General features: G+C 66.6%; 19 protein-coding genes. 4 read left to right on the top strand and 15 right to left on the bottom strand.

Translation table 11 applies throughout. The features are described 5' to 3' along the window. The first annotated feature begins 32 nt into the window (after window positions 1–32). A complete protein-coding gene (corA, locus tag RT97_RS23815) occupies window positions 33–1019 on the top strand; it encodes a magnesium/cobalt transporter CorA (RefSeq protein WP_013538896.1) in 987 nt (328 codons plus the stop codon). Here corA and RT97_RS23810 read toward each other — a convergent pair. From RT97_RS23810 to RT97_RS23765, 10 genes are all read right to left on the bottom strand, one after another. Further along, window positions 1012–1776: a 5'-methylthioadenosine/adenosylhomocysteine nucleosidase gene (locus RT97_RS23810; protein WP_042581314.1), complete on the bottom strand. Its 765-nt coding sequence runs from the start codon at window positions 1774–1776 to the stop codon at window positions 1012–1014. The two genes, corA and RT97_RS23810, sit on opposite strands and share 8 nt — an antisense overlap. 3 nt (window positions 1777–1779) lie before the next feature. Next, a complete protein-coding gene (locus RT97_RS23805) occupies window positions 1780–3411 on the bottom strand; it encodes an ABC transporter substrate-binding protein (RefSeq protein ID WP_042581313.1) in 1632 nt (543 codons plus the stop codon). 40 nt (window positions 3412–3451) lie between these two features. Then, window positions 3452–4495, bottom strand: coding sequence for a dipeptide ABC transporter ATP-binding protein (locus RT97_RS23800; RefSeq protein WP_042581312.1), 1044 nt, complete (start codon window positions 4493–4495; stop codon window positions 3452–3454). After that, on the bottom strand, window positions 4492–5520 hold the full coding sequence (locus RT97_RS23795; RefSeq protein WP_042581311.1) for an ABC transporter ATP-binding protein: 1029 nt from the start codon (window positions 5518–5520) through the stop codon (window positions 4492–4494). Before RT97_RS23795 ends, RT97_RS23800 begins: the two co-directional genes overlap by 4 nt. A gap of 131 nt (window positions 5521–5651) precedes the next feature. Next, window positions 5652–6566 carry an ABC transporter permease subunit gene (locus tag RT97_RS23790; protein WP_042581310.1) on the bottom strand — a complete coding sequence of 305 codons (915 nt, stop codon included), beginning with the start codon at window positions 6564–6566 and terminating at the stop codon, window positions 5652–5654. Between the two features lie 5 nt (window positions 6567–6571). Continuing rightward, window positions 6572–7576: an ABC transporter permease subunit gene (locus RT97_RS23785; protein WP_042581309.1), complete on the bottom strand. Its 1005-nt coding sequence runs from the start codon at window positions 7574–7576 to the stop codon at window positions 6572–6574. Window positions 7577–7627: 51 nt separating this feature from the next. Further along, entirely contained in the window at window positions 7628–9307 is a 1680-nt protein-coding gene (locus tag RT97_RS23780) for a long-chain-fatty-acid--CoA ligase (protein WP_042581308.1), read from the bottom strand. Between the two features lie 110 nt (window positions 9308–9417). Next, entirely contained in the window at window positions 9418–10917 is a 1500-nt protein-coding gene (locus tag RT97_RS23775) for an NAD(P)(+) transhydrogenase (Re/Si-specific) subunit beta (RefSeq protein WP_042581307.1), read from the bottom strand. Beyond that, entirely contained in the window at window positions 10914–11243 is a 330-nt protein-coding gene (locus RT97_RS23770; RefSeq protein ID WP_042581306.1) for an NAD(P) transhydrogenase subunit alpha, read from the bottom strand. The genes RT97_RS23775 and RT97_RS23770 overlap by 4 nt, the downstream gene beginning before the upstream one ends. A gap of 63 nt (window positions 11244–11306) precedes the next feature. Further along, window positions 11307–12449 carry a Re/Si-specific NAD(P)(+) transhydrogenase subunit alpha gene (locus RT97_RS23765; RefSeq protein ID WP_042581305.1) on the bottom strand — a complete coding sequence of 381 codons (1143 nt, stop codon included), beginning with the start codon at window positions 12447–12449 and terminating at the stop codon, window positions 11307–11309. Between the two features lie 428 nt (window positions 12450–12877). On the opposite strand from RT97_RS23765, the gene RT97_RS23760 reads away from it, so the two are divergent. The 3 genes from RT97_RS23760 to RT97_RS23750 all read left to right on the top strand — a co-directional run bounded on the left by RT97_RS23760 (window position 12878) and on the right by RT97_RS23750 (window position 14621). After that, window positions 12878–13591, top strand: coding sequence for a response regulator transcription factor (locus RT97_RS23760; RefSeq protein WP_042581304.1), 714 nt, complete (start codon window positions 12878–12880; stop codon window positions 13589–13591). Between the two features lie 81 nt (window positions 13592–13672). Next, window positions 13673–14113, top strand: coding sequence for a DUF4019 domain-containing protein (locus tag RT97_RS23755; RefSeq protein WP_042581303.1), 441 nt, complete (start codon window positions 13673–13675; stop codon window positions 14111–14113). A 13-nt stretch (window positions 14114–14126) separates the two neighbouring features. Then, complete coding sequence (locus tag RT97_RS23750) at window positions 14127–14621, top strand: NUDIX hydrolase (protein ID WP_042581302.1); 495 nt, start codon at window positions 14127–14129, stop codon at window positions 14619–14621. 142 nt (window positions 14622–14763) lie between these two features. Here the strand turns inward: RT97_RS23750 and mnmA are convergent, their stop codons facing one another. The 5 genes from mnmA to RT97_RS23725 form a co-directional block, all read right to left on the bottom strand. Beyond that, window positions 14764–15873: a tRNA 2-thiouridine(34) synthase MnmA gene (mnmA, locus tag RT97_RS23745; protein WP_042581301.1), complete on the bottom strand. Its 1110-nt coding sequence runs from the start codon at window positions 15871–15873 to the stop codon at window positions 14764–14766. A gap of 67 nt (window positions 15874–15940) precedes the next feature. Continuing rightward, the gene (locus tag RT97_RS23740; RefSeq protein WP_042581326.1) at window positions 15941–16918 is read right to left on the bottom strand and encodes an LLM class flavin-dependent oxidoreductase; all 978 of its coding nucleotides are present in this window, start codon (window positions 16916–16918) and stop codon (window positions 15941–15943) included. A gap of 45 nt (window positions 16919–16963) precedes the next feature. Beyond that, entirely contained in the window at window positions 16964–18637 is a 1674-nt protein-coding gene (locus RT97_RS23735) for an FxLYD domain-containing protein (RefSeq protein WP_042581300.1), read from the bottom strand. Then, window positions 18634–20478: a VanW family protein gene (locus RT97_RS23730; protein ID WP_253278309.1), complete on the bottom strand. Its 1845-nt coding sequence runs from the start codon at window positions 20476–20478 to the stop codon at window positions 18634–18636. The genes RT97_RS23735 and RT97_RS23730 overlap by 4 nt, the downstream gene beginning before the upstream one ends. Then, window positions 20475–21080: a DUF6891 domain-containing protein gene (locus RT97_RS23725; protein ID WP_042581298.1), complete on the bottom strand. Its 606-nt coding sequence runs from the start codon at window positions 21078–21080 to the stop codon at window positions 20475–20477. Before RT97_RS23725 ends, RT97_RS23730 begins: the two co-directional genes overlap by 4 nt. Window positions 21081–21274: the final 194 nt, after the last annotated feature.

Here is a 21274-nt window from a genome sequence, read left to right as displayed (position 1 = left end):
CCACCGTTTCAGTCATCTCCGGGAGTGAGCCCATGCTCAACATCTTTACGCTCGCCAACGGCCGTCTCGTCCAGGAAGAGATCGAGTCGCTCGAAGAGCTCTCCAAGTTCCAGCCGATCTGGGTCGACCTCGAATCGCCCACGCTCGAGGAAAAGCGCTGGATCAAGCAGTACTACGGCCTCTCGATTCCCGAAGACGCGATGGACGAGGACATCGAGGAATCGGCCCGCTTCTACGAGGAAGACAACGGCGAGCTGCACATCCGCTCCGACTTCCTGATCGACGACGACGAAGACCCGCGCACGGTGCGCGTCGCCTTCATCCTGAACCAGCACAACACGGATCTGCGCAGCCGCGGCGTGCTGTTCTCGATCCACGACGAGGACGTGCCCGTGTTCCGCCTGCTGCGCATGCGCGCACGCCGCGCGCCGGGGCTGATCGAGGACGCCAAGGAAGTGATGCTCAAGCTCTTCGACGCCGACGCCGAATATTCGGCCGACACGCTGGAGAACATCTATGACGAGCTCGAAGTGGCCGGCAAGAAAGTGCTCTCGGGCAACGTCACCGACGAGCTGGCCGGCGAGGTGCTCGGCCTCATTGCGCGGCAGGAAGACTTGAACGGCCGCATCCGCCGCAACGTGATGGACACGCGCCGCGCGGTCAGCTTCATGATGCGCAGCAAGATGCTCAATGCCGAGCAGTTCGAGGAGGCGCGGCAGATCCTGCGCGACATCGAATCGCTGGACAACCACACGGCTTTCCTCTTCGACAAGATCAACTTCCTGATGGATGCGACCGTCGGTTTCATCAACATCAACCAGAACAAGACCATCAAGATCTTCTCGGTGGCGAGCGTGGCGCTCTTGCCGCCCACGCTGATCGCGAGCATCTACGGCATGAACTTCAAGTTCATGCCCGAGCTCGACTGGGCCATGGGCTACCCGTATGCCATCGTGCTGATGGCAGCGAGCGCGCTGGTGCCGATGTGGTATTTCCGCCGGCGCGGCTGGCTCAAGTAGCCGGTTGCCGCGCGAGCCACGCGCCGACCAGCGCGAGGCTGTAGCGGCTCGCGACCTCGGCGACGAAGCGCGCGAAGTCGCCGTGGGCTTCGTCGTCGGCGCGGTCCGAAATGGTCCGCATCGCCGCGAAAGGCACGCCGTAGTCGTGGCACACCTGCGCCACTGCGGCGCCTTCCATTTCCACCGCGAGCGCATCGGGCAGCTGGCGGCGCAGCGCTTCGCTTTCGGCAGCGGTCGACACGAAACGGTCCCCACTGATCAGCAAGCCGCGATGCACCTTCGGTGAACGGAGGCCGAACTCGTCGACAGCGTCCCGCCCGACCAACGCGACCGGATCGCGCAGCGTCTCTTCGGCCACATCAGCCAATGCATCGCTGATCGCAACGTCGGCCGTGAAACGCGAAATGCCCATCAAGGGCACTTCGTATTTCGGAAAGAGCGGCGAGGCATCCATGTCATGCTGAAGCAGCTCGGTCGCCACGACGACATCGCCCACATCCACGCCCGGCGCGAGCCCGCCCGCAACACCGCTGAACACGATGGCCCGCACGCCGAAGCGTTCGAGCAGCACCGTGGCCGTCACCGCCGCCGCGACCTTGCCGATGCGCGAAAGCACCGCGACCACGGGTTGCCCATGCAAATGGCCCACCCAGAAGTCGCGCCCGGCAACGCGCACGCGCTGCTCGTCGGGCATCAGCGCGAGGAGCGCCTTCAGCTCCTCGTGCATCGCCGCGACGATGCCGATGGGCGCAATCACCGCTTACTTGATGTCCACGCCGTAGAAGGTGTGGCGGCCGAAGGGGCTCAGCTTGAAGTCGATGACTTCCTTGCGCACAGGCTTCAATTGCACCGCGTGCGCGATGGTGAACCACGGCGCCTGCTCCTTGAAGATGACTTGCGCCTTCTTGTAGAGCGCATCGCGGTCGGCCTGCTTGACCGTGCTCTTGGCCTTCACCACGAGGTCTTCGTACGGCTGGTAGCAGAACTTGGAGATGTTGCTGCCGCTTGCCGACTTGGCCGAGGCGCAGCCCAGGAGCGTGTAGAGGAAGTTGTCCGGATCGCCGTTGTCGCCGGTCCAGCCCAGCATGCCCATCTGGTGCTCGCCGGCCTGCAGGCGCTTGCGGTACTCGCCCCATTCGAAGCTCTTGATCTCGGCCTTGACGTTGATCTTGGCGAGGTCGGCCTGCATCAGCTCGGCGATGCGCTTGGCGTTCGGGTTGTACGGACGCTGCACCGGCATGGCCCAAAGGTCGGTCGAGAAACCATCGGGGAAGCCCGCCTGCGCCAGCAGCTTCTTGGCGGCTTCGGGGTCGTACGGATCGTCCTTGATCGCGTCGTTGTAGGACCACATGGTCGGCGGAATCGGATTCTTCGCAGCCACGCCGGTCGTGAGGTACACGCCGTCGATGATCGCCTTCTTGTTGATCGCCATGTTGATGGCCTTGCGCACGCGCACGTCGTCGAAGGGCTTCTTGGTCGTGTTGTACGAGAGGTAGCCCACGTTCAGGCCGGGCTGCTCCAGCACCTGCACATTCGTGTCCTTGCGGATCGCGTCGAGATCCGCCGGGTTCGGGTACGGCATCACGTGGCACTCGCCCTTCTGCAGCTTGGCCCAGCGCACCGAGGCATCGGGCGTGATCGCGAACACGAGGTCGTCGATCTTGGCCTTGCCGCCCCAGTACTGCGGGAAGGCCTTGAAGCGGATGATCGCGTCCTTCTGGTACTGCACGAGATAGAACGGGCCGGTGCCGATCGGGTCCTGGTCCACCTTCTCGGGCGTGCCGGCCTTCAGCATGGCGATCGCGTATTCCTTCGACTGGATGCCCGCGTACTGCATCGCCAGGTTGGCCAGGAACGGCGCCTCGGCCTGGTTGAGCGTGATCTTCACGGTGAAGTCGTCGATGCGGTCCACCGACTTCAGGAGCTTGGGCATGCCCATGTCGTTGAAGTACGAGTGGTTCTGGCTCGTGACCTTGAAGAACGGGTCGCTCTCCTTCCACTGGCGCTCGAGCATGAAGATGAAGTCGTCGGCATTGAAGTCGCGCGTGGGCTTGAAGCTCTTGCTCGTGGTGTGCCACTTCACGCCCTTGCGCAGGTGGAAGGTGTAGACCGTGCCGTCGGCCGAGATGTCCCACTTTTCGGCCAGGCCCGGCGTGATCTTGGTGCCGCCGCGCTCGAATTCGACGATGGTGTTGTAGACCTGCGTGGTCACGTCGAACGACGTGCCAGTGGTGTTCATGCCCGGATAGAAATTCTCCGGGCTTCCTTCGGAGCAATACACCAGCGTCTTGGCTGACACGGCGCCGGCGGCCAGGGTAAGGGCCGCAAGCGCAGTCGGTGCCAGGAGCGCCAGCATTCGTGAGCGGCGCGAAACGGAGGGTTGGGTCTTCATAGGGACTCCTTCAGACACGGTTGGAAAAAAACGAACTTGCTTAGGAATTCGTCGCCATCGGAACGGCGAGCACGGGAACATCGGCGCGCACGGGTGGCGCGCCATCGAGGAACTTCTCTGCGTAGTGGCAGGCTACGAGCCGCTCGTCGAGCGCGCGCAGCAGGGGGCGCTCTTCGCGGCAGCGCTGCTGCACATGCTGGCAGCGCGTGTTGAAGACACAGCCCGTGGGCGGATTCAGCGGCGATGGCAGCTCGCCCTTGAGCACGATGCGCTGGCTGCTGAGGCCCGGCGTGGAAGCCAGCAGCGCCTGCGTGTACGGGTGCAGCGGACGCGCGAAGATCCGCCCCTTGGGCCCCTGCTCCACCGCGTGGCCCAGGTACATCACGAGCACGTCGTGCGCAATGTGGCGCACCACGCCGAGGTCGTGCGAGATGAAAAGGTACGCGAGCCCCAGCTCGGCCTGCAGGTCCGCAAGCAGGTTCAGCACCTGCGCCTGGATCGACACGTCGAGCGCGGACACCGGCTCGTCGGCCACCAGGAGGCGCGGCGACAGCATGAGCGCGCGCGCGATTGCGATGCGCTGGCGCTGGCCGCCCGAGAACATGTGCGGATAGCGGTTGGCGTATTCGGGGCGCAGGCCCACGCGGGCGAGCATTTCGCGCGCCTTGGCGGCGCGCTCCGACTTGCCCATCGTGGTGTTGATGGCGAGCGGGTCTTCGAGCACCGCCGAGATCTTCTTGCGCGGGTTGAGCGAGCCGTAGGGGTTCTGGAACACCAGCTGCACGGCCTGGCGCAGCTCGCGCTTGCGCTCGGCCGGCGGGTTCACCGCATCGGCGCCAACCAGCGTGAGCTGCCCCGCCGTCGGCCTCTCGATCAGCGCGACCATGCGCGCGAGCGTGGACTTGCCGCAACCCGATTCGCCGACCACCGCCAGCGTGCGGCCGCGATCGAGCCGGAACGAGATGTCGCCCACCGCGCGCAAATGGGCCGGCGCACGAAAGAGCCCGCGCCGCACGTCGTAGGTGCGCTGCAGGTTGGTGGCCTCGACCACGATGTCGCCGGGCGCGCCTTTGTCGTTGTTCATGGGATCGCCTCCGCCACGGGCACCTGCTGCGGCCGGTCCTGCTCGATCGCCGCGATGCGGCCCGGCTCGCCCAGCGGATAGTGGCAGCGCACCTCCGCGCCCTCCCACTCGCGCAACGCCGGGCGCACGTTGCAGGCGCGCGTGGTGACGTAGCTGCAGCGCGGCGCGAAGAGGCAGCCGGAGGGCCGGTCGTGCACGCCGGGCACCACGCCGCTGATGGTGGCAAGCCGCCCTTCGGGCGCGGCACGCTCGGGCAATGCCGCGAGCAGGGCCTCGGTGTAGGGGTGCTGCGGCGATGCGAAGAGCCGGTCCACGCGCTGGTGCTCCATCACTTGACCTGCATACATCACGGCGATGCGCTGCGCCATCTCGCTCACCACGCCCATGTTGTGCGTGATGAGCACCAGCGCCATGCCGCGCTCCTTCTGCAGGTCGCGCAGCAGGTCGAGGATCTGCGCCTGGATGGTCACGTCGAGCGCGGTGGTCGGCTCGTCGGCGATCAGGAGGCGCGGGTTGCAGGCGATGGCCATCGCGATCATCACGCGCTGGTTCATGCCGCCCGAGAGCTGGTGCGGGTAGCTGCCCAGGCGCGACGAGGCGGCGGGAATGCCGACTTGCTCCAGCAGCTCGGTCGCGCGCCGCTTCGCATCGCGCTTGTCAAGCTTCAGGTGCAGCCGCAGCGTCTCCATCAGCTGGAAGCCGATGGTGAAGCAGGGGTTGAGGCTGGTGGTCGGCTCCTGGAAGATCATCGCGACCTCCTTGCCGACCAGCGAACGGCGCGCCTTGTCGGTGATGCCGAGCAGGTCTTTCCCCGCGAAGCGCATGTGGTCCGCGCGCACGCGACCCGGGAAGCCGACCAGGCCCATGAGCGCCATCATCGTGACGCTCTTGCCCGAGCCCGATTCGCCGACGATGCCGAGCACCTCGCCCTCTTCGAGCGTGAGGCTCACGCCGTCCACGGCGTGCAGCACGCCACCTTGCGTGGGAAATTCCACGTGCAGATTCTTGATGTCCAACAGCGGCATGTCAGTGATTCCAGCTCGAAAGGCCTGTTGCGGAAGCACCGCGGAACCGGCTTTGCCGGGCCGCTGGTGTTGCCCCCTGCAAGGGGGCAGGAGGCCACACGAAGTGGGCAAGCCTGGGGGTGTGCTTCATGCTAGCGCTTGAGCTTCGGGTCGAGCGCATCGCGCAGACCGTCGCCCAGCAGGTTGAAAGCCAGCACCGCCGCGAGGATCGCGAGGCCCGGGAAGGTCACGACCCACCATGCGCGCAGCACGAACTCGCGCGCATCGGCCAGCATCGTCCCCCACTCGGGCGACGGCGGCTGCGCACCGAGGCCCAGGAACCCGAGTGCGGCCGCATCGAGGATGGCGGTGGAGATGCCCAGCGAAGCCTGCACGATCAGCGGCGCCGCGCAGTTGGGCAGCACCTCGCGGAACATGAGGCGCAGCGTGCCGGCGCCACTCACGCGGGCCGCGGTCACGTAGTCGCGCGAGACCTCGGCGATCACGGCCGCGCGCGTGATGCGCACGTAGTGCGGCAGCACCACGATGGCCACCGCGAGCATCGCGTTGATGAGGCCCGGCCCGAGGATCGCGACGATCACGATGGCCAGCAGCAGGCTCGGCAGCGTGAGCACGATGTCCATGAGCCGCATGATCGCGATCTCGAGCACGCCGCGGAAGAAACCCGCGATGAGCCCCAGCACCACGCCGGCCACGACCGACAGCGCCACCACGGCAACGCCGATCGACAGCGAGAGACGCGCGCCGTACATGAGGCGCGAAAGAATGTCGCGACCGATGGCATCGGTGCCCAGCAGGTAGCTCATCGAGCCGCCCTTCTGCCATGCCGGCGGCTGCAGGAAGACGGCGCTGTTGGTTTCGTTGGGCGCGTGCGGCGCGATCCACGGCGCGAACAACGCGACGAGCAGCAGCACGATGATGGTCACGAGCCCGATGACCGCGCCGCGGTTCGCCGAGAAGGCGGTCCAGAACTCGCGCCAGGGGCCGGGCGGCGCGGTGTTGGCGCCCGTCGTCGGAATGGTGGGGGAGGCAGCAGGGGAAGCCATGGTCTTCAGCGACGGATACGGGGATTGATGACGCCGTAGGCAACGTCGACGAGAAGATTCACGAGCATCACGATGCCGCCCAAGAGCAGCATGCCGCCCTGCAGCACCGGATAGTCGCGCCGGCCGATGGCTTCGATGAGCCACTTGCCGACACCGGGCCACGAAAAGATCGTCTCGGTGAGGATCGCGCCGGTGAAGAGCACGCCCACCTGCAGCCCGATGACCGTGACGACCGGAATCAGCGCATTGCGCAGCGCATGCAGGCCCACCACGCGAAAGCGCGAGAGCCCCTTGGCACGTGCGGTGCGGATGTAGTCCTCGCCGAGCACTTCGAGCATGGCCGAGCGCGTCATGCGCGCGATCACCGCGAGCGGCACGGTGCCCAGCACGATGGCCGGAAGAATGAGGTGGTGCAGCGCCGACCAGAAGGCATCGGTATCGCCGGCGCGCAGCGAATCGATCAGGAGGAAGCCAGTCTCGGGCTCGATGAAGTACTGCACCGCGATGCGCCCGGAAACGGGCGTCCATCCGAGCTGCACCGAGAAGAACAGGATCAGCAGCAGCCCCCACCAGAAGATCGGCATCGAGTAGCCGGTGAGCGAGGTGGCCATCACGCCGTGGTCGAAGATGGAATTGCGCCGCACGGCCGCGAGGATGCCGGCGGGCAGACCCAGGAGCAGCGCGAAAAGAATCGCGCACACGCCGAGCTCCACGGTGGCCGGGAAGAGCGCGAGGAACTCGCTCATCACCTTGTCCTGCGTGATGATCGACTTGCCCAGGTCGCCTTGCAGCACGCGGCCGATGTAGATGCCGTACTGCACGAGGATCGGCTTGTCGAAGCCGTAGGCGGTGCGCAGTTCGGCGTGGCGCGCGGGATCGATCCCGCGCTCGCCGGCCATGGTTTCAATGGGGTCGCCCGGCACGAGCCGGATGAGGAAGAAGGCCAGCAGCGTCATGCCGATGAAGGTCGGCACCAGCAGGCTCACGCGGGTCAATATGAATCTGAACATCGACCCGCGAATATGCAAGATCGATGCCGTGGCCCTACCCGGGCCGAACCCTTACTTCTTGGCGTCGCGCAACTCGCGGCGGAGAATTTTTCCGACGGGCGTCTTGGGCAGATCCGTCCGAAACTCCACGATTCGCGGCTGCTTGTAACCCGTAAGGTTTGCTCTGCAGTACTCGCGCACCTGTGCCTCGGTGAGCGACTCCTCTTTCTTCACGATCACGAGCTTGACTGCCTCGCCGGTCTTGTCGTCGACCACGCCCACCGCCGCGCATTCGAGCACGCCCGGAATCTGTGCAACGACGTCTTCGATCTCGTTCGGGTACACGTTGAAGCCCGACACCAGGATCATGTCCTTCTTGCGATCGACCACCTTGAAGAAGCCGCGCTCGTCGACCACGCCGATGTCGCCGCTCTTGAAGTAGCCGTCGGGCGTCATGACCTTGGCGGTCTCGTCGGGGCGCTGCCAGTAGCCGGCCATCACCTGCGGGCCCTTGATGGCGATTTCGCCGGGTTGGCCCGGCGGCACTTCATGGCCTTCGTCGTCCAGGAGCTTGAGCCAGGTGCTCGGCAGCGGCACGCCGATGGTGCCGGTGTAGGCCTTGCTGTTCGTGGGGTTGCAGGTGGCCGAAGGCGAGGTCTCCGAGAGGCCATAGCCTTCGCAGATCGGGCAACCCGTTTTCTCGAGCCAGAGCTTGGCGACCGCAGCCTGCACCGCCATGCCGCCGCCCACCGAGACCTTGAGGTTCTTCCAGTTGACGGTGTTGAAGTCGGGGTGGTTCGCCAGGCCGTTGAAGAGCGTGTTGACCGCGGGGAAGCTGTGGATCGTGTGCTTGGACAACTCTTTCAGCACGCCCGCGAGGTCGCGCGGATTCGGAATCAGGATCAGCTTGCCGCCCGTGCGCATGCCCAGCATCATGCCGACCGTGAACGCGAAGATGTGATACAGCGGCAGCGCGCATACGCCGGTGGGCTGTTCGTTGGCCGGCACCTGCGCCATCACGGGCTCGTTCCAGGCCTCGGACTGCAGCACGTTGGCGATCACGTTGCGATGCAGGAGCACCGCGCCCTTCGACACGCCGGTGGTGCCGCCGGTGTACTGAAGCACCGCCACGTCGTCCGGGCCGATGCTCGGGGTCTGCAGCGTGCGGCCCGCGCCCTTTTCGAGCGCGTCGTTGAAACGCACGGCGCCCGGCAGGCTGAAGTGCGGCACCATCTTCTTGACGTTGCGCACCACGTAGTTGACCAGCGTGCCCTTGAGGAAACCGAGGCGGTCGCCCATCGAGGCGAGCACGATGTGCTTGATGGGCGTGGCCGCGATGCATTGCTGCAGCGTCGTGCCGAAGTTCTCCATGATCACGATCGCCTTGGCGCCCGAGTCCTTGAGCTGGTGTTCCAGCTCGCGCGGCGTGTAGAGCGGGTTCACGTTCACCAGGATCAGACCTGCGCGAAGGATGGCCGCCACCGCGATCGGGTACTGCGGGCAGTTGGGCATCATCGCCGCCACGCGGTCGCCCTTGACCAGGCCCAGGCCCTGCAGGTACGCCGCGAAGGCCTTGCTCTGCTTGTCGGTCTCCGCGTAGGTGACGTCCTTGCCCATGAAGCTGTAGGCGGTGCGGTCGGCGTACTTGGTGAAGCTCTCTTCCATGAGCCCGACCAGCGAGGAATAGTGCGAAGCGTCGATGTCGGCGGGCACGCCTTGCGGATAGCTGCTGAGCCAGGGGCGGTCGGTCATGGATGTGTCTCCTCCAGGTCTGAAAACTTGCGGGTAACTGAAACGAAAACGGCGCTCGATACGGCGCCGCGATGATCTGGCCCGCATTGCAGCGGGCCCGGATCGCCGGCCTATTCGATGGCCTTGCCCATATCTTCCACTACTTTCTTCGCATCCCCAAAGACCATCATGGTCTTGTCCATGTAGAAGAGTTCGTTGTCCAGGCCGGCGTAGCCCGCCGCCATGGAGCGCTTGTTCACGATGACGGTCTTGGCCTTGTAGGCTTCCAGGATGGGCATGCCGTAGATCGGGCTGCCCTTGGTGTGCGCTGCGGGGTTCACCACGTCGTTGGCGCCCAGGATGATCGCCACGTCGGCCTGGCCGAACTCGCCGTTGATGTCTTCCATCTCGAACACCTGGTCGTAGGGCACCTCGGCCTCGGCCAGCAGCACGTTCATGTGGCCGGGCATGCGGCCCGCCACCGGGTGGATGGCGTACTTGACGGTGATGCCCTTCTCGGTGAGCTTGGCTGCAAGCTCCTTCACCGCATGCTGCGCGCGTGCGACGGCCAGGCCGTAGCCCGGCACGATCACCACCGTCTCGGCATTGCCGAGCACGAAGGCCGCGTCGTCGGCGCTGCCGGTCTTCACCGGGCGCTGTTCCTTGGCGCCACCCGTGGCCGCCGTGGCATCGCCGCCGAAGCCGCCCAAGATCACGTTGAAGAACGAGCGGTTCATCGCCTTGCACATGATGTAGCTCAGGATCGCGCCGGAGGAACCCACCAGCGAACCGGCCACGATCAGCATCGCGTTGTTCAGGCTGAAGCCGATGCCCGCGGCCGCCCAGCCCGAGTAGCTGTTGAGCATCGACACCACTACCGGCATGTCGGCGCCGCCGATCGGGATGATGATGAGGACGCCCATCACGAAGGCCAGCGCCAGCATCGCGAAGAACGCGGGCCAGCTCTCGGTGAAGACGAACACCAGGCCCAGCGCGACGGTCAGTAGACCCAGCACGAGGTTGAGCATGTGCTGGCCCGAGAACTGCACCGGCGCGCCCTGGAACAGGCGGAACTTGTACTTGCCCGAGAGCTTGCCGAAGGCGATGACCGAGCCGCTGAAGGTGATGGCGCCGATGGCCGCGCCCAGGAAGAGCTCGAGCCGGTTGCCCGCGGGAATGGCATAGCGCACGAAGCCGTCGAGGATGACGGCGCCGTCCGGCGTCTGCGCGCCGATGAGCGCGGCCACGGGCGCGGCGGTGATGCCGAAGGCCCAGGGCTCGGCCACCGCGGCCACGCCGATGAAGACCGCGGCCAGGCCGATCATGCTGTGCATGAAGGCGACCAGCTCGGGCATCTTGGTCATCTCGACCTTGTTGGCCATGAATGCCCCGAGGCCGCCGCCGACCACCACGGCCGCCAGCACCCATGCCAGGCCCGTGCCGAAGTCGACGTTGAGCGAGCGCGCCTGTCCGTGGATCAGCGCGATGGTCGTGAGCACGGCAATCGCCATGCCGGTCATGCCGAAGATGTTGCCGCGGATCGACGTGGTGGGATGGGACAGGCCCTTCAGGGCCTGGATGAAGCAGACGCTGGCAACCAGGTACAGCAGCGTGACGAGGTTCATGCTCACTTGGTGGCTCCCTCTTCGGCCTTCGGCGCGGCTTTCTTGTCTTTCTTCTTGAACATCTCCAGCATCCGCCGCGTGACGAGGAAGCCGCCGAAGACGTTCACAGCAGCCAGGGCCACCGCGAGCACGCCCATGGTCTTGCCCAGCGGCGTGGTGGTGAGCGCGGCCGCCAGCATGGCGCCCACGATCACGATCGCCGAGATCGCGTTGGTCACGGCCATCAGCGGCGTGTGCAACGCGGGTGTGACGGTCCAGACCACGTGGTAGCCCACGTAGATGGCCAGCACGAAGATGATCAGGTTGATGACTGTGTGGGAAACGGGATCCATGGCGCTTGTTCTCCTCGGCGTGTTCGCTGTTCGCTGTTCGCTGTTCGCTGTTCGCTGTTCGCTTTATTTCTTCGTGACCTGGCCGTCCTGCGTGACGCGGCAGGCGGCGACGATGTCGTCTTCGAGGTCGATCTTGAGCGCACCTTCCTTCGTGACGATGAGCTTGAGGAAGTCGAGCACGTTTCGCGCATAGAGCGCCGACGCATCGGCCGCCACGAGCGCCGCGAGGTTGGTCTCGCCGACGATGGTCACGCCGTGCTTGACCACCGTCTTGTCGGCTTCCGACAATGGGCAGTTGCCGCCCACGCCACCATCGGGATTGACTGGCCCCTTGCCGGCGGCGATGTCCACGATCACCGAACCCGGCTTCATGGCCTTGACCATGTCCTCGGTGATGAGCGTCGGCGCGGCGCGGCCGGGAATGAGCGCGGTGCTGATGACGATGTCGGCCAGCGCCACGCGCTTGGCGACCTCCACCTGCTGGCGCGCGAGCCAGCTCGGCGGCATCGGCTTGGCGTAGCCGCCGACGCCGACGGCGGCTTCCTTTTCTTCATCGGTGTCGTAGGAGACTTCGATGAACTTGCCGCCGAGCGATTCGATCTGCTCCTTGACGCTCGGACGAACGTCGGAGGCCTCGATCACGGCGCCCAGGCGCTTGGCCGTGGCAATGGCTTGCAGGCCCGCGACGCCGACGCCCAGGATGACGACGCGCGCAGCCTTCACGGTGCCGGCCGCCGTCATGAGCATCGGGAAGAAGCGCTGGTAGCGGTCGGCCGCGATCATCACGGCCTTGTAGCCGGCGATGTTGGCTTGCGAGGAGAGCACGTCCATGCTTTGCGCACGGGTGGTTCGCGGCGCGGCTTCGAGGGCGAAACCAGTGATGCCCGCCGACGCCAGGCGCTGCAGGCCGGCGGCATCGAACGGATTGAGCATGCCGATGACAACGGCGCCTGGCTTCATCAGAGAAGCCTCGGCATCGCTGGGCGTGCGCACCTTGAGCACCATGTCCGCGGACAGTGCGCCGGCCTGGTCGGTGATTTCCGCACCCGCGGTCTGGTAAGCCGCATCGGTGACGCTGGCTGCAACGCCGGCCCCCGACTGAACACGAACGATGTGCCCGGAAGCGACCAGTTTCTTCACCGTTTCGGGTGTCACGGCCACTCGGGTTTCGCCAGCCGCGGTTTCGGCAGGCACGCCTATCAGCATAGAGATCTCCTCAGGGGAAGGGGCAGCACGGAATGCGGGCAGAGCTTACAGCAAGATTACAGCTGCTCGTGTCGCAAGAATGTCGCAACGAATTTGCCTGCCAAGCCTCATGCATGCTATTGATATAGCTATCTAATTTATAGCGACTTCGGGTATTTGCCGGTCGGATGCGGCAGTCTCGCCCGAAGACCGGATTGGCTTCTTGACCCCGATCAAGAACCCACGCAACATGGGCCAGATAGGTAAACGATTGTGCTGACATCCGCATTATTTGTATTCAACTGCAGTCATCTCTGCCTAGCTTGCGCCCGAAAAACGCAAATTGCGTGCATTAGTTGCAATCACCATTTCTTGTGCCAGACGCAGATAGATACACTTCGGGCCAATCGTCCGCTCACTGAGGCTGGCGAAGGGAAAAAGGGGATGGAATGCGTATTGCCGTACTGGACAACGGGGCGGAACAGCTCAAGTTGATCAACCACACCATGACGAAGCTCGGACACGAGTCGCGCATGTACACCGAGGGAAGAACGCTGCTGCAATCCTTGCGCAGGCAGACCTTCGATCTGTTGATACTCGATTGGAGCCCCCCGGACATGAAAGGCCTGGACGTGGTGAACGCCATCCGGCACACCCTCAAGAGCCGCCTGCCCATCCTCTTCGTGACCGATCGGCGCGATGAAACCGACATGGTCGCTGGCCTCAACTGCGGCGCCGACGACTTCATGGCCAAGCCGATCCGGGCCGGCGAGCTGGAGGCCCGCGTCAATGCGCTGCTGCGACGCTCCTATCCCTCGAAGCACGAGGCCGAGCTGATTTTTGGCCCCTACCACTTCTACCCGCCCTCACGCGTGCTGAAGGTCAGGGGCAAGCCGGTCGAATTGAAGAACCGCGAGTACGAATTGGCGCTCTTCCTGTTCCAGAACCTCGGGCGCCTGCTCTCGCGCGAACACCTGCACGAAGCGGTGTGGGGGCTGGGCGTGGAGGCGCTCTCCCGCTCGCTCGACACCCACGTGTCACGTCTTCGAACCAAGCTCGAACTGCGCCCCGCGAACGGTTTCCTGCTGCTGGCCATCTACGGACTGGGCTATCGGCTCGAAACGATCGAAGCGGACGTCTTGCCCGCACCGGCCTTGCGCTAGTGCGTCCACCCGACAGGGCGGGAATCTCCGCCGGGCTACAGTCTCCAACGGCGTTCCCGGCACCCAACAAGGAATAAGACGATGAACCGCACGACCCGGCTGCTGCTCGCCGCCACGCTGCTCTGGAGCAGCTTCACCGGCCTGGCCGCCGCACAGGACGTCGTCGAGGCCAGCGACATGGTGCGCGGCGGCATGCAGGCGATCCAGATGATCGACCAGGGCAAGGCCGGCGAACTCTGGGACGGCGCCACGCCGGCCACCCGCAAGCGCGTGACACGCGCCGACTTCACGGGCAAGGTCGCCAGCAACCGCGCATCGCTCGGCGCACCGCAACAGCGCACATGGGTGGCGGTGAACCGACAGGTCGTTGCCGATGCCGATGCGGACACCGCCGGCCAATACGTCAGCGTCGAATACGAGACACGGTTCGCCAACAAACCCGAAGGCACCTTGCGCGAGCTCGTGACCTTTCACCTCGACCGCGACCGCACCTGGCGCTTCGCCGGCTACGTGCTCCGCTAGCAGGCAGCCCGCCATGGCCCAGCGCTGGAAGCCCAATGTCACCGTCGCCGCGGTAATCGAGCAGGATGGAAGGTTCCTGCTGGTCGAAGAGCACACCGCCGACGGCCTCATGCTCAACACGCCCGCAGGTCACCTCGACCCCGGTGAATCGCCGGCCGAAGGCTGCACCCGCGAAACGCTCGAGGAAACCGCCCACCACTTCACGCCGACCGCGCTCGTCGGTGTCTACATGGCGCGCTCCCGCCCGAAGGCCGAGCGGGGAGAAGACGTGACCTACATGCGCTTCGCCTTCACCGGCGTGCTCGGCGCGAAGGAAGAAGGCCGAGCGCTCGACGAAGGCATCGTGCGCACGCTGTGGATGACCCCCGAAGAAATTCGCGCCAGCGTAGCGCGGCATCGCAGCCCGTTGCTGCTGCAATGCATCGAAGACTACCTAGCTGGCCAGCGCCATCCGCTCGACCTGATCCACATCGACGAATCGGTGCGGACCCCGCCGCTCAGAGGCTGACAGGCAATTCGGCGTGACCGAGCAGCGCCCGCAAATAGGCCCAATCAAGGCGTAAAGCGCAGCCATAGCCCGGGCTACGGCGAGCATTTGCAACGCAGAGTGGTGCCATTTGCGGGGGATGAGCGGTCACGCCGAATGCCTCTCAGACGATGACGCCGCCCCCGAGGCAGCGCTCGCCGTCATAGAGCACGGCCGACTGCCCCGGCGTCACAGCCCATTGCGGCGCGCCGAAGCGCAGGCTGAAAGCGACGTTCGCGCCCTCTGCGCCATCGGACAGTTCGCAGCCCGCATCGGCCTGCCGGTAGCGCGCCTTCGAGCCGTAGCTGCCCGCGGCGGGCGCTTCGCCCGCCACCCAGCTCGCATCGTCCGCGTTCAAGGCCGACGACAGCAGCCACGGATGGTCGTGCCCCTGCACCACCCAGAGCGTGTTTTTCTCGACGTCCTTGCGCGCCACGAACCACGGCGAGTGATCGCCCGATCCGCGCTGCGCGCCCTTCTCCTTGACGCCGCCGATACCCAGCCCTTGCCGCTGTCCCAGCGTGTAGAAGCTCAAGCCCTGGTGTTCGCCGAGCTTGCGGCCGCGGTCGTCCTTGATCGGGCCCGGCTCCTTGGAGATGTAGCGGTTCAGGAAGTCGCGGAACGGCCGCTCGCCGATGAAGCAGATACCGGTCGAGTCCTTCTTCTTCGCGTTGGGCAGGCCGATTTCCTCGGCGATGCGGCGCACCTCGGTCTTGTGCAGCTCGCCGACCGGAAACAGCGTCTTCGACAGCTGCGCCTGGTTCAGGCGGTGCAGGAAGTAGCTCTGGTCCTTGGACGGGTCGAGGCCCTTGAGCAACTCGTGCTTGCCGGTGGCCTGGTTCAACCGCACGCGCGCGTAGTGGCCGGTGGCGATCTTCTCGGCGCCCAGGCGCATCGCATGGTCGAGGAAGGCCTTGAACTTGATCTCGGCGTTGCACAGCACGTCGGGGTTCGGCGTGCGGCCGGCCTTGTATTCGCGCAGGAATTCGGCGAACACGCGGTCCTTGTAGTCGGCGGCGAAGTTGACGTGCTCGATTTCGATGCCCAGCACGTCGGCCACGCTGGCGGCATCGATGAAGTCGATGTTCGACGAGCAATATTCGCTGTCGTCGTCGTCTTCCCAGTTCTTCATGAAGATGCCGACCACCTCGTGCCCCTGCTGCTTGAGCAGGTGCGCGGTGACGGCGGAGTCCACCCCGCCGCTCAGTCCGACCACGATCCGTTGCTTTGCCATAAGCCCGCCATTGTCCCAGCCCCGGGGTAGCGGGTTCCGGCGTGGGGGAAATGGGCCCCCGGCGCCTTTAGCGGATGCCCGCCAGCAGCTCGTAGGAGCGCAGCCGCGCCGCATGGTCGAACACCTGCGAGGTGATCATCAATTCGTCGGCGCCGGTACGCGCAACGAAGGCCTCGATGCCCTGGCGCACCGTCTCGACCGAGCCGACCGCCGAGCACGACAGCACCGAGTCGAGCAGCGCGTTTTCCGCGGGCCCCACCTTCTGGCGGTAGTTTTCCACCGGCGGCGGCAGGCGGCCGGGCCGGCCGCTGCGCAGGTTGACGAAGGCCTGCTGCCACGAGGTGGCGCGAAATTCGGCCTCCTCGTCGGTGTCGGCCGCGAACACGTTGAAGCCAAGCATCACGTACGGCTTCTTCAGCTGCGCCGAAGGCTTGAAGGTCTCGCGGTAGATCTGGATGGCCTGCATGATCTGCTGCGGCGCGAAGTGCGAGGCAAAGGCATAGGGCAGGCCAAGGTGCGCCGCCAGCTGCGCGCCGAAGGTGCTGGAGCCGAGGATCCACACCGGCACCTCGAGCCCCTCGCCGGGCACGGCCCGCACGGGCTGCTGCGGCGTCTTCGACATGAAATCCATCAGCTCGACCACGTCCTGCGGGAACTGGTCGGCATCCGATTCGAGGTTGCGGCGCAGGGCGCGCGCCGTGCGCTGGTCGGAGCCGGGTGCCCGCCCGAGCCCCAGGTCGATGCGCCCGGGGTAGAGCGACGCCAGCGTGCCGAACTGCTCGGCGATCACCAGCGGCGAGTGGTTCGGCAGCATCACGCCGCCGGCGCCGATGCGGATCGACGACGTGCCCGCCCCGATATACGACAAGAGCACAGCGGTCGCCGCGCTCGCGATGCCCGGCATGCCGTGGTGCTCTGCGAGCCAGTAGCGCGAGTAGCCGAGCTTTTCGCCGTGCTGCGCGAGCGAGAGCGAGTTGCGGAACGACTGCGCGGCGTCGCTGCCCTCGGTGATGGGGGAGAGATCGAGGATCGAGAACGGAATCATGGGCGCCATGATGGCGTGTTCGGCCCGCCGCCGCCACGGCAGGGGCTATTCGGTTTGGTATAGCGTGGTCACGCTCGCGAAGTCGCGGCCGTTCTGCTCCACGTTCACCTGGAACGGCACGCTCTCGCCCGGTGCGATGGCCGGCAGGTTGTCCACCAACTTGAAACCGGTGAGCTGCCCGTTGCGGTCGCGCAGGCTCACCCACAGCCGCACCTTGCCGACGATGGCGCTGCCCGGGTTCTTCACGCTGCCCGTGACCTCCACGCTCTTGTAGGTGAATCGCTGGCTGAAGTTGAGCAGCACGCTGCCCAGTTCGGCCTTGGTGCCGCTCACCTTCACTTCGAGCGGCTTGCGCGGCCCCGGCAAGGCAGCGCGGCGCATCGGCTTCCATTCGATGCGGGTCGAGGTGAAGCGCTCCATGTCCTGCGGCTCCAGGAAGATCGGGAAGCGCTCGCCCGGGTAGAGGTAGGCCAGCCCCGTGATGTTCGTCGTGCCGTGCGCCTTGCTGCCGGCAAAGCGCGAGATCACGCCGCCCGGCGCGAGCACGATCGCGTCGGTGCTGCGGTTCACCAGTTCGCCGAGAAAGAGCCGCTGCTGGATGTTGTTGCGCCCGTCGACCAGCGGCAGCAGCTCCAGGTCCTTCGGATCGAAGCGCTCGCTGTCCTCGGCCAGCAGGTCTTCGGTGCCCAGGCGCAGGTCGGGGTTGAAGCTCTCCGGTCCGGCTGCGGTGCGGATCACCCGCTCGGCGTTCAGCACCGGCGTTCGCGAGCCCGAGGCCTCGACGGTGTTGTAGCCAATCCGGTAGTCCCACGCCGCGATCACCGCGGCGCGGCCGAAACGCGCGACGCTCACGTCCACCGAGGTCTGCGCGCCGGCCTTGAGTTCGCTCGCCTGCGCATAGCCGTGGCCGAAGCCGATGACCTGCCCGGCGTCGTCGAAAAGCGTGACCAGCACATCGATGCCGCCGATCGTGGCCGCGTCCTTGCGCATGTTGTCGATGCGCCCCACCAGCCGCACGCGTTCGCCCTGCTGCACCAGCCGCACGCGCGTGAACGCCAGGCGCGGCCCCTGCACCGCGTTGTAGGGCCCGGACAGTTTCTGCACCTGCAGTTCCTGACGCGTCACGTTCTTTCCGCTCGGCATATCGATCAGCACAGGGGCGCTCTCGCCGGGCTCCAGCACGTAGATCGGCAGCGTCTCGGTGCGCTCGTCCACCTTGCTGTCGCCGTCGTAGTAGGTCGCCCGGATGCCCGTGCGCAACAGCGGCTTGCCGGTTTCGTTGCGCGCCACCACCAGCAGCTTGGGCTGCGCCGAACTGCCGCTGCCCACCAGCACCTGCCGCGGCTCGCCCAGCTTCAGGCCGTCGGTGGGAATGCTGCGGTCGACCACCGCAGCGACCACGGGCCGTGCGTCATCGGGCCGGCGCGGCTCCACGAACAGCATGACGATGCGCCACACCAGCACCAGGCCGAGCACGCCGATCATCGCGATGCCGATGTTGCGCAGCATGAGCTTCTGCCGCAGCGTCTCTTCGGCCGCGAGCCGCCGGCCGGCTTCGTTCTTGACCTGGTCGAGCACGCGCTCGAGCCGATCGGAGACGTTGTCCTCCACCAGCGTGACGGAGCCGCAGTGGTCGCAGGTGTATTCGTTCAGGCCCGTGCGCTTGAGCACGCTGCTGCCGCATTCGCCGCACTTGAGCGTCTGGAGATCGATGGTCATGCAATGCCTTCTTCGTTCTTGTTGTCGTCGTCCGCGCCGCAGGCATTCCTCAATGCCGCGCGCAGTCCCTCCACGTCGCCCGCCGTCACTTCGCGCACCCCCGGCAGTCCGGCGAGGCCGCAGGCGCCCGAAGCCACCACCGGCACGCCGGCCGCCAGGGCGCGCAGGAGCGCACGCGGTGCGTGCTCGATGTACGCGGGCAGCACCGCCACGCGGGCGCCGTCCAGCCCATCGCCGCGCCAGTGCATGTGCTCGACGCTGCCGATGCCGCGCCAGAGCTGCGCATCGTCCGAGGGCGAGCCGAGCACGCGCAGGCGGCAGGGCCAGCCCTTCAGCGCCGCCGCCAGTTCGCGCGCGCCCTTTCGCGCGAGCGCACTCGCCGCGAAGACGATCAGCGGCAGCTCATCGCCTGCCGCATCGACGGCGCGCGCGGCAGGCCACGCCCAGTCGAGCCGCACCGATGCTGCCTGCGGCGCCATCGCGGCCAGCTGGGTCGCGACCTCGGCATGCGGGGTGACCACCACCGCGGCCCGCGCCAACGCTGCGGCCTCTGCGCGCACGAGCGCCGGATCGGCGCGAAAGTCGCGCAGCGTGGCGTCCTCGGGCCAGCGCCGAGCGGCCGCATCGAGCCGACGCTCGATTTCCGCCATCGGCAACGCGCTGGCCAGCACAGTGACCCGCCGGCCGTCGAGCGCGCCGGCCTGCTGCAGGTGCGGCAGCAACGCCTGGACGATCACGAGTTGCGTGTGCTCGGGTTCCAGCCGCGCGGCGAATGCGAGCGCCAGCCAGCGCTGGCCGTCGATCAGGCTGCCCTGCCGCTTGCCCGCATGCCGCGCCCAGAGGCGCTGCCACACGGCTCGGCGCAGACTGGCCCACCAGGGCGATGAGATGGACCCGCCATCCGCAACGGCCTCCCGGTGCCAGCCTGCGGCCGGACGGGAGCGCCAGCACGCGAGCCGCAGCGGCACAGCCTGCATGCGGTCGGCGCCGGCGTGGTGTTCGCCGAGGTAGCGCGCGAACTCGGGGGTCCACGCATCGAGCAGCACGGCGGTGCGCCCTTGCTGCGCCACGGCGGGGAGCGAGCGGTGCCGGAAGCACGCGGTCTGGTCGCAACTGAGGCAGCCGCGCGCCACCGGCAGCGATGGCGGTGCGGTGCCGGCCCCCTCCTCGCTGGCTCGCCGCAGCGCCACCGGCGCCGCGGGCATCGCCAACGGCGAGCGCGCGCGGATGCGCAGCACGAGCTCGTCGGAAGTCAGCGCCACCTCGAGCCGCCACGCATGCTTCGCGCGCACCTTCAGGTCGACGTAGTTCCAGAACACCGTCGCATCCACGGCATCGCCCGCCGCGCCGGCGGATTGCTCGATGCGCGCCGTGTGCCCATGGCGCTCCACCAGTTCCAGCCCGGCGCGGGCGGCCACGGTGGCGAGCGCGTTCGAGAGTTGGCACAGGCCTCCGGCCAGCGTCGGCACCACGCAGCCGCCGCGCAGTTCGCGGCCCTGCACGAAACCGCGCCAGGCGCCCGGCCGGCCCAACTGGCGCCAGAAGCTCAGCACCTCGCCGGCCGGCACCTCGATGGCGTCGAAGGCGCAGCGCGCCACGCGCAGGTTCTGCACCTTGCCGGCCACGAGGGGAAATTCGTCCGCGCGCCCGTCGGACCAGAGCGCGGTGCGGTACTGCGCGAGCACCGGCGCATCGGCCAGTGCGTGCGTGCCGCCCCGCCAGCGCCGCGCCGAGGGCCGCAGCGCCTCGCGCAGCGCGTGGGCGCCGGCCAGCAGCCGGGAGCGCAGCCAGAAATCGATGGCGTCGATGCGGCGCGGCGGCAGCCAGGCCGGCGCGCTCACGCCGAGGGGCCTCGCTTGCGCCATCGGCCGAGATCGGCTTCGATGCGCTCGTTGATGTTGCCGCTCCAGTGCGCCGCGAACCCGGCGGCGCGCAGCAGTTCGACGATGCGGTGGCCGATCACTACCGAGTTGGCTTCGCGCTGCTCGATCTCGGGGATCATGCCGCCGCTGAATGCCAGGTGCAGCCGGCCGGTGCGCACGGCCGTGTCCAGGTCCTGCGAGTGATAGAAGCAGCAGCCCCGGATGCCCGAGGCGAGGCGCCCCGCCGCGCGCCATTGCTCCCGCACGTCGTCGTGGCCGTCGGAAAGCGTGTTGCCTGCGCGGTGCAGCGCAATGACCTTCTCGTTGCGCAGTTGCGCGAACACCGCTTCGAGCCGGTCGTACTCGGTCTGCGCCGGCCACCCGGCCTCCGCGGCGCGCTTGGCGGCACAGGCGCTGGCGGCCTCGGCCCTGACCCAGGCCCTGTCTTCGCTCGTGAGCTCGTCGGGGTCGAGATACTCGTCAGTGATCATCCACTCGACATCGGCATCGGGATAGAAGCCGCACCACACGAGATCGTGAATGCGTCCGCGCGTATCTTCGGGGTCGAGAGTTAGAGCCATGCGTGTTGGGTTGTCGCGTCAGGGGCGACGGATCATGCTTTCCATTTTTCCTGGCGGAAATGTCGTCTTATTTTCGCGTGTCCGCACCACCGTGGCGCAGTAATGCGAAAGCATGAAGTCGGGCGGTCATCCCTTCAGCGCCGCCATCATGAGTGATGCGCTGCGGCAAGGCAATGCGCCTTTTGGCCCAGCCG

Origin of the sequence: Variovorax paradoxus, from assembly GCF_000834655.1 — a bacterium.
Classification (GTDB): domain Bacteria; phylum Pseudomonadota; class Gammaproteobacteria; order Burkholderiales; family Burkholderiaceae_C; genus Variovorax; species Variovorax paradoxus_F.
Note: the sequence above shows the minus strand (reverse complement) of the source record. Positions and strands in the feature narration are given on the sequence as shown.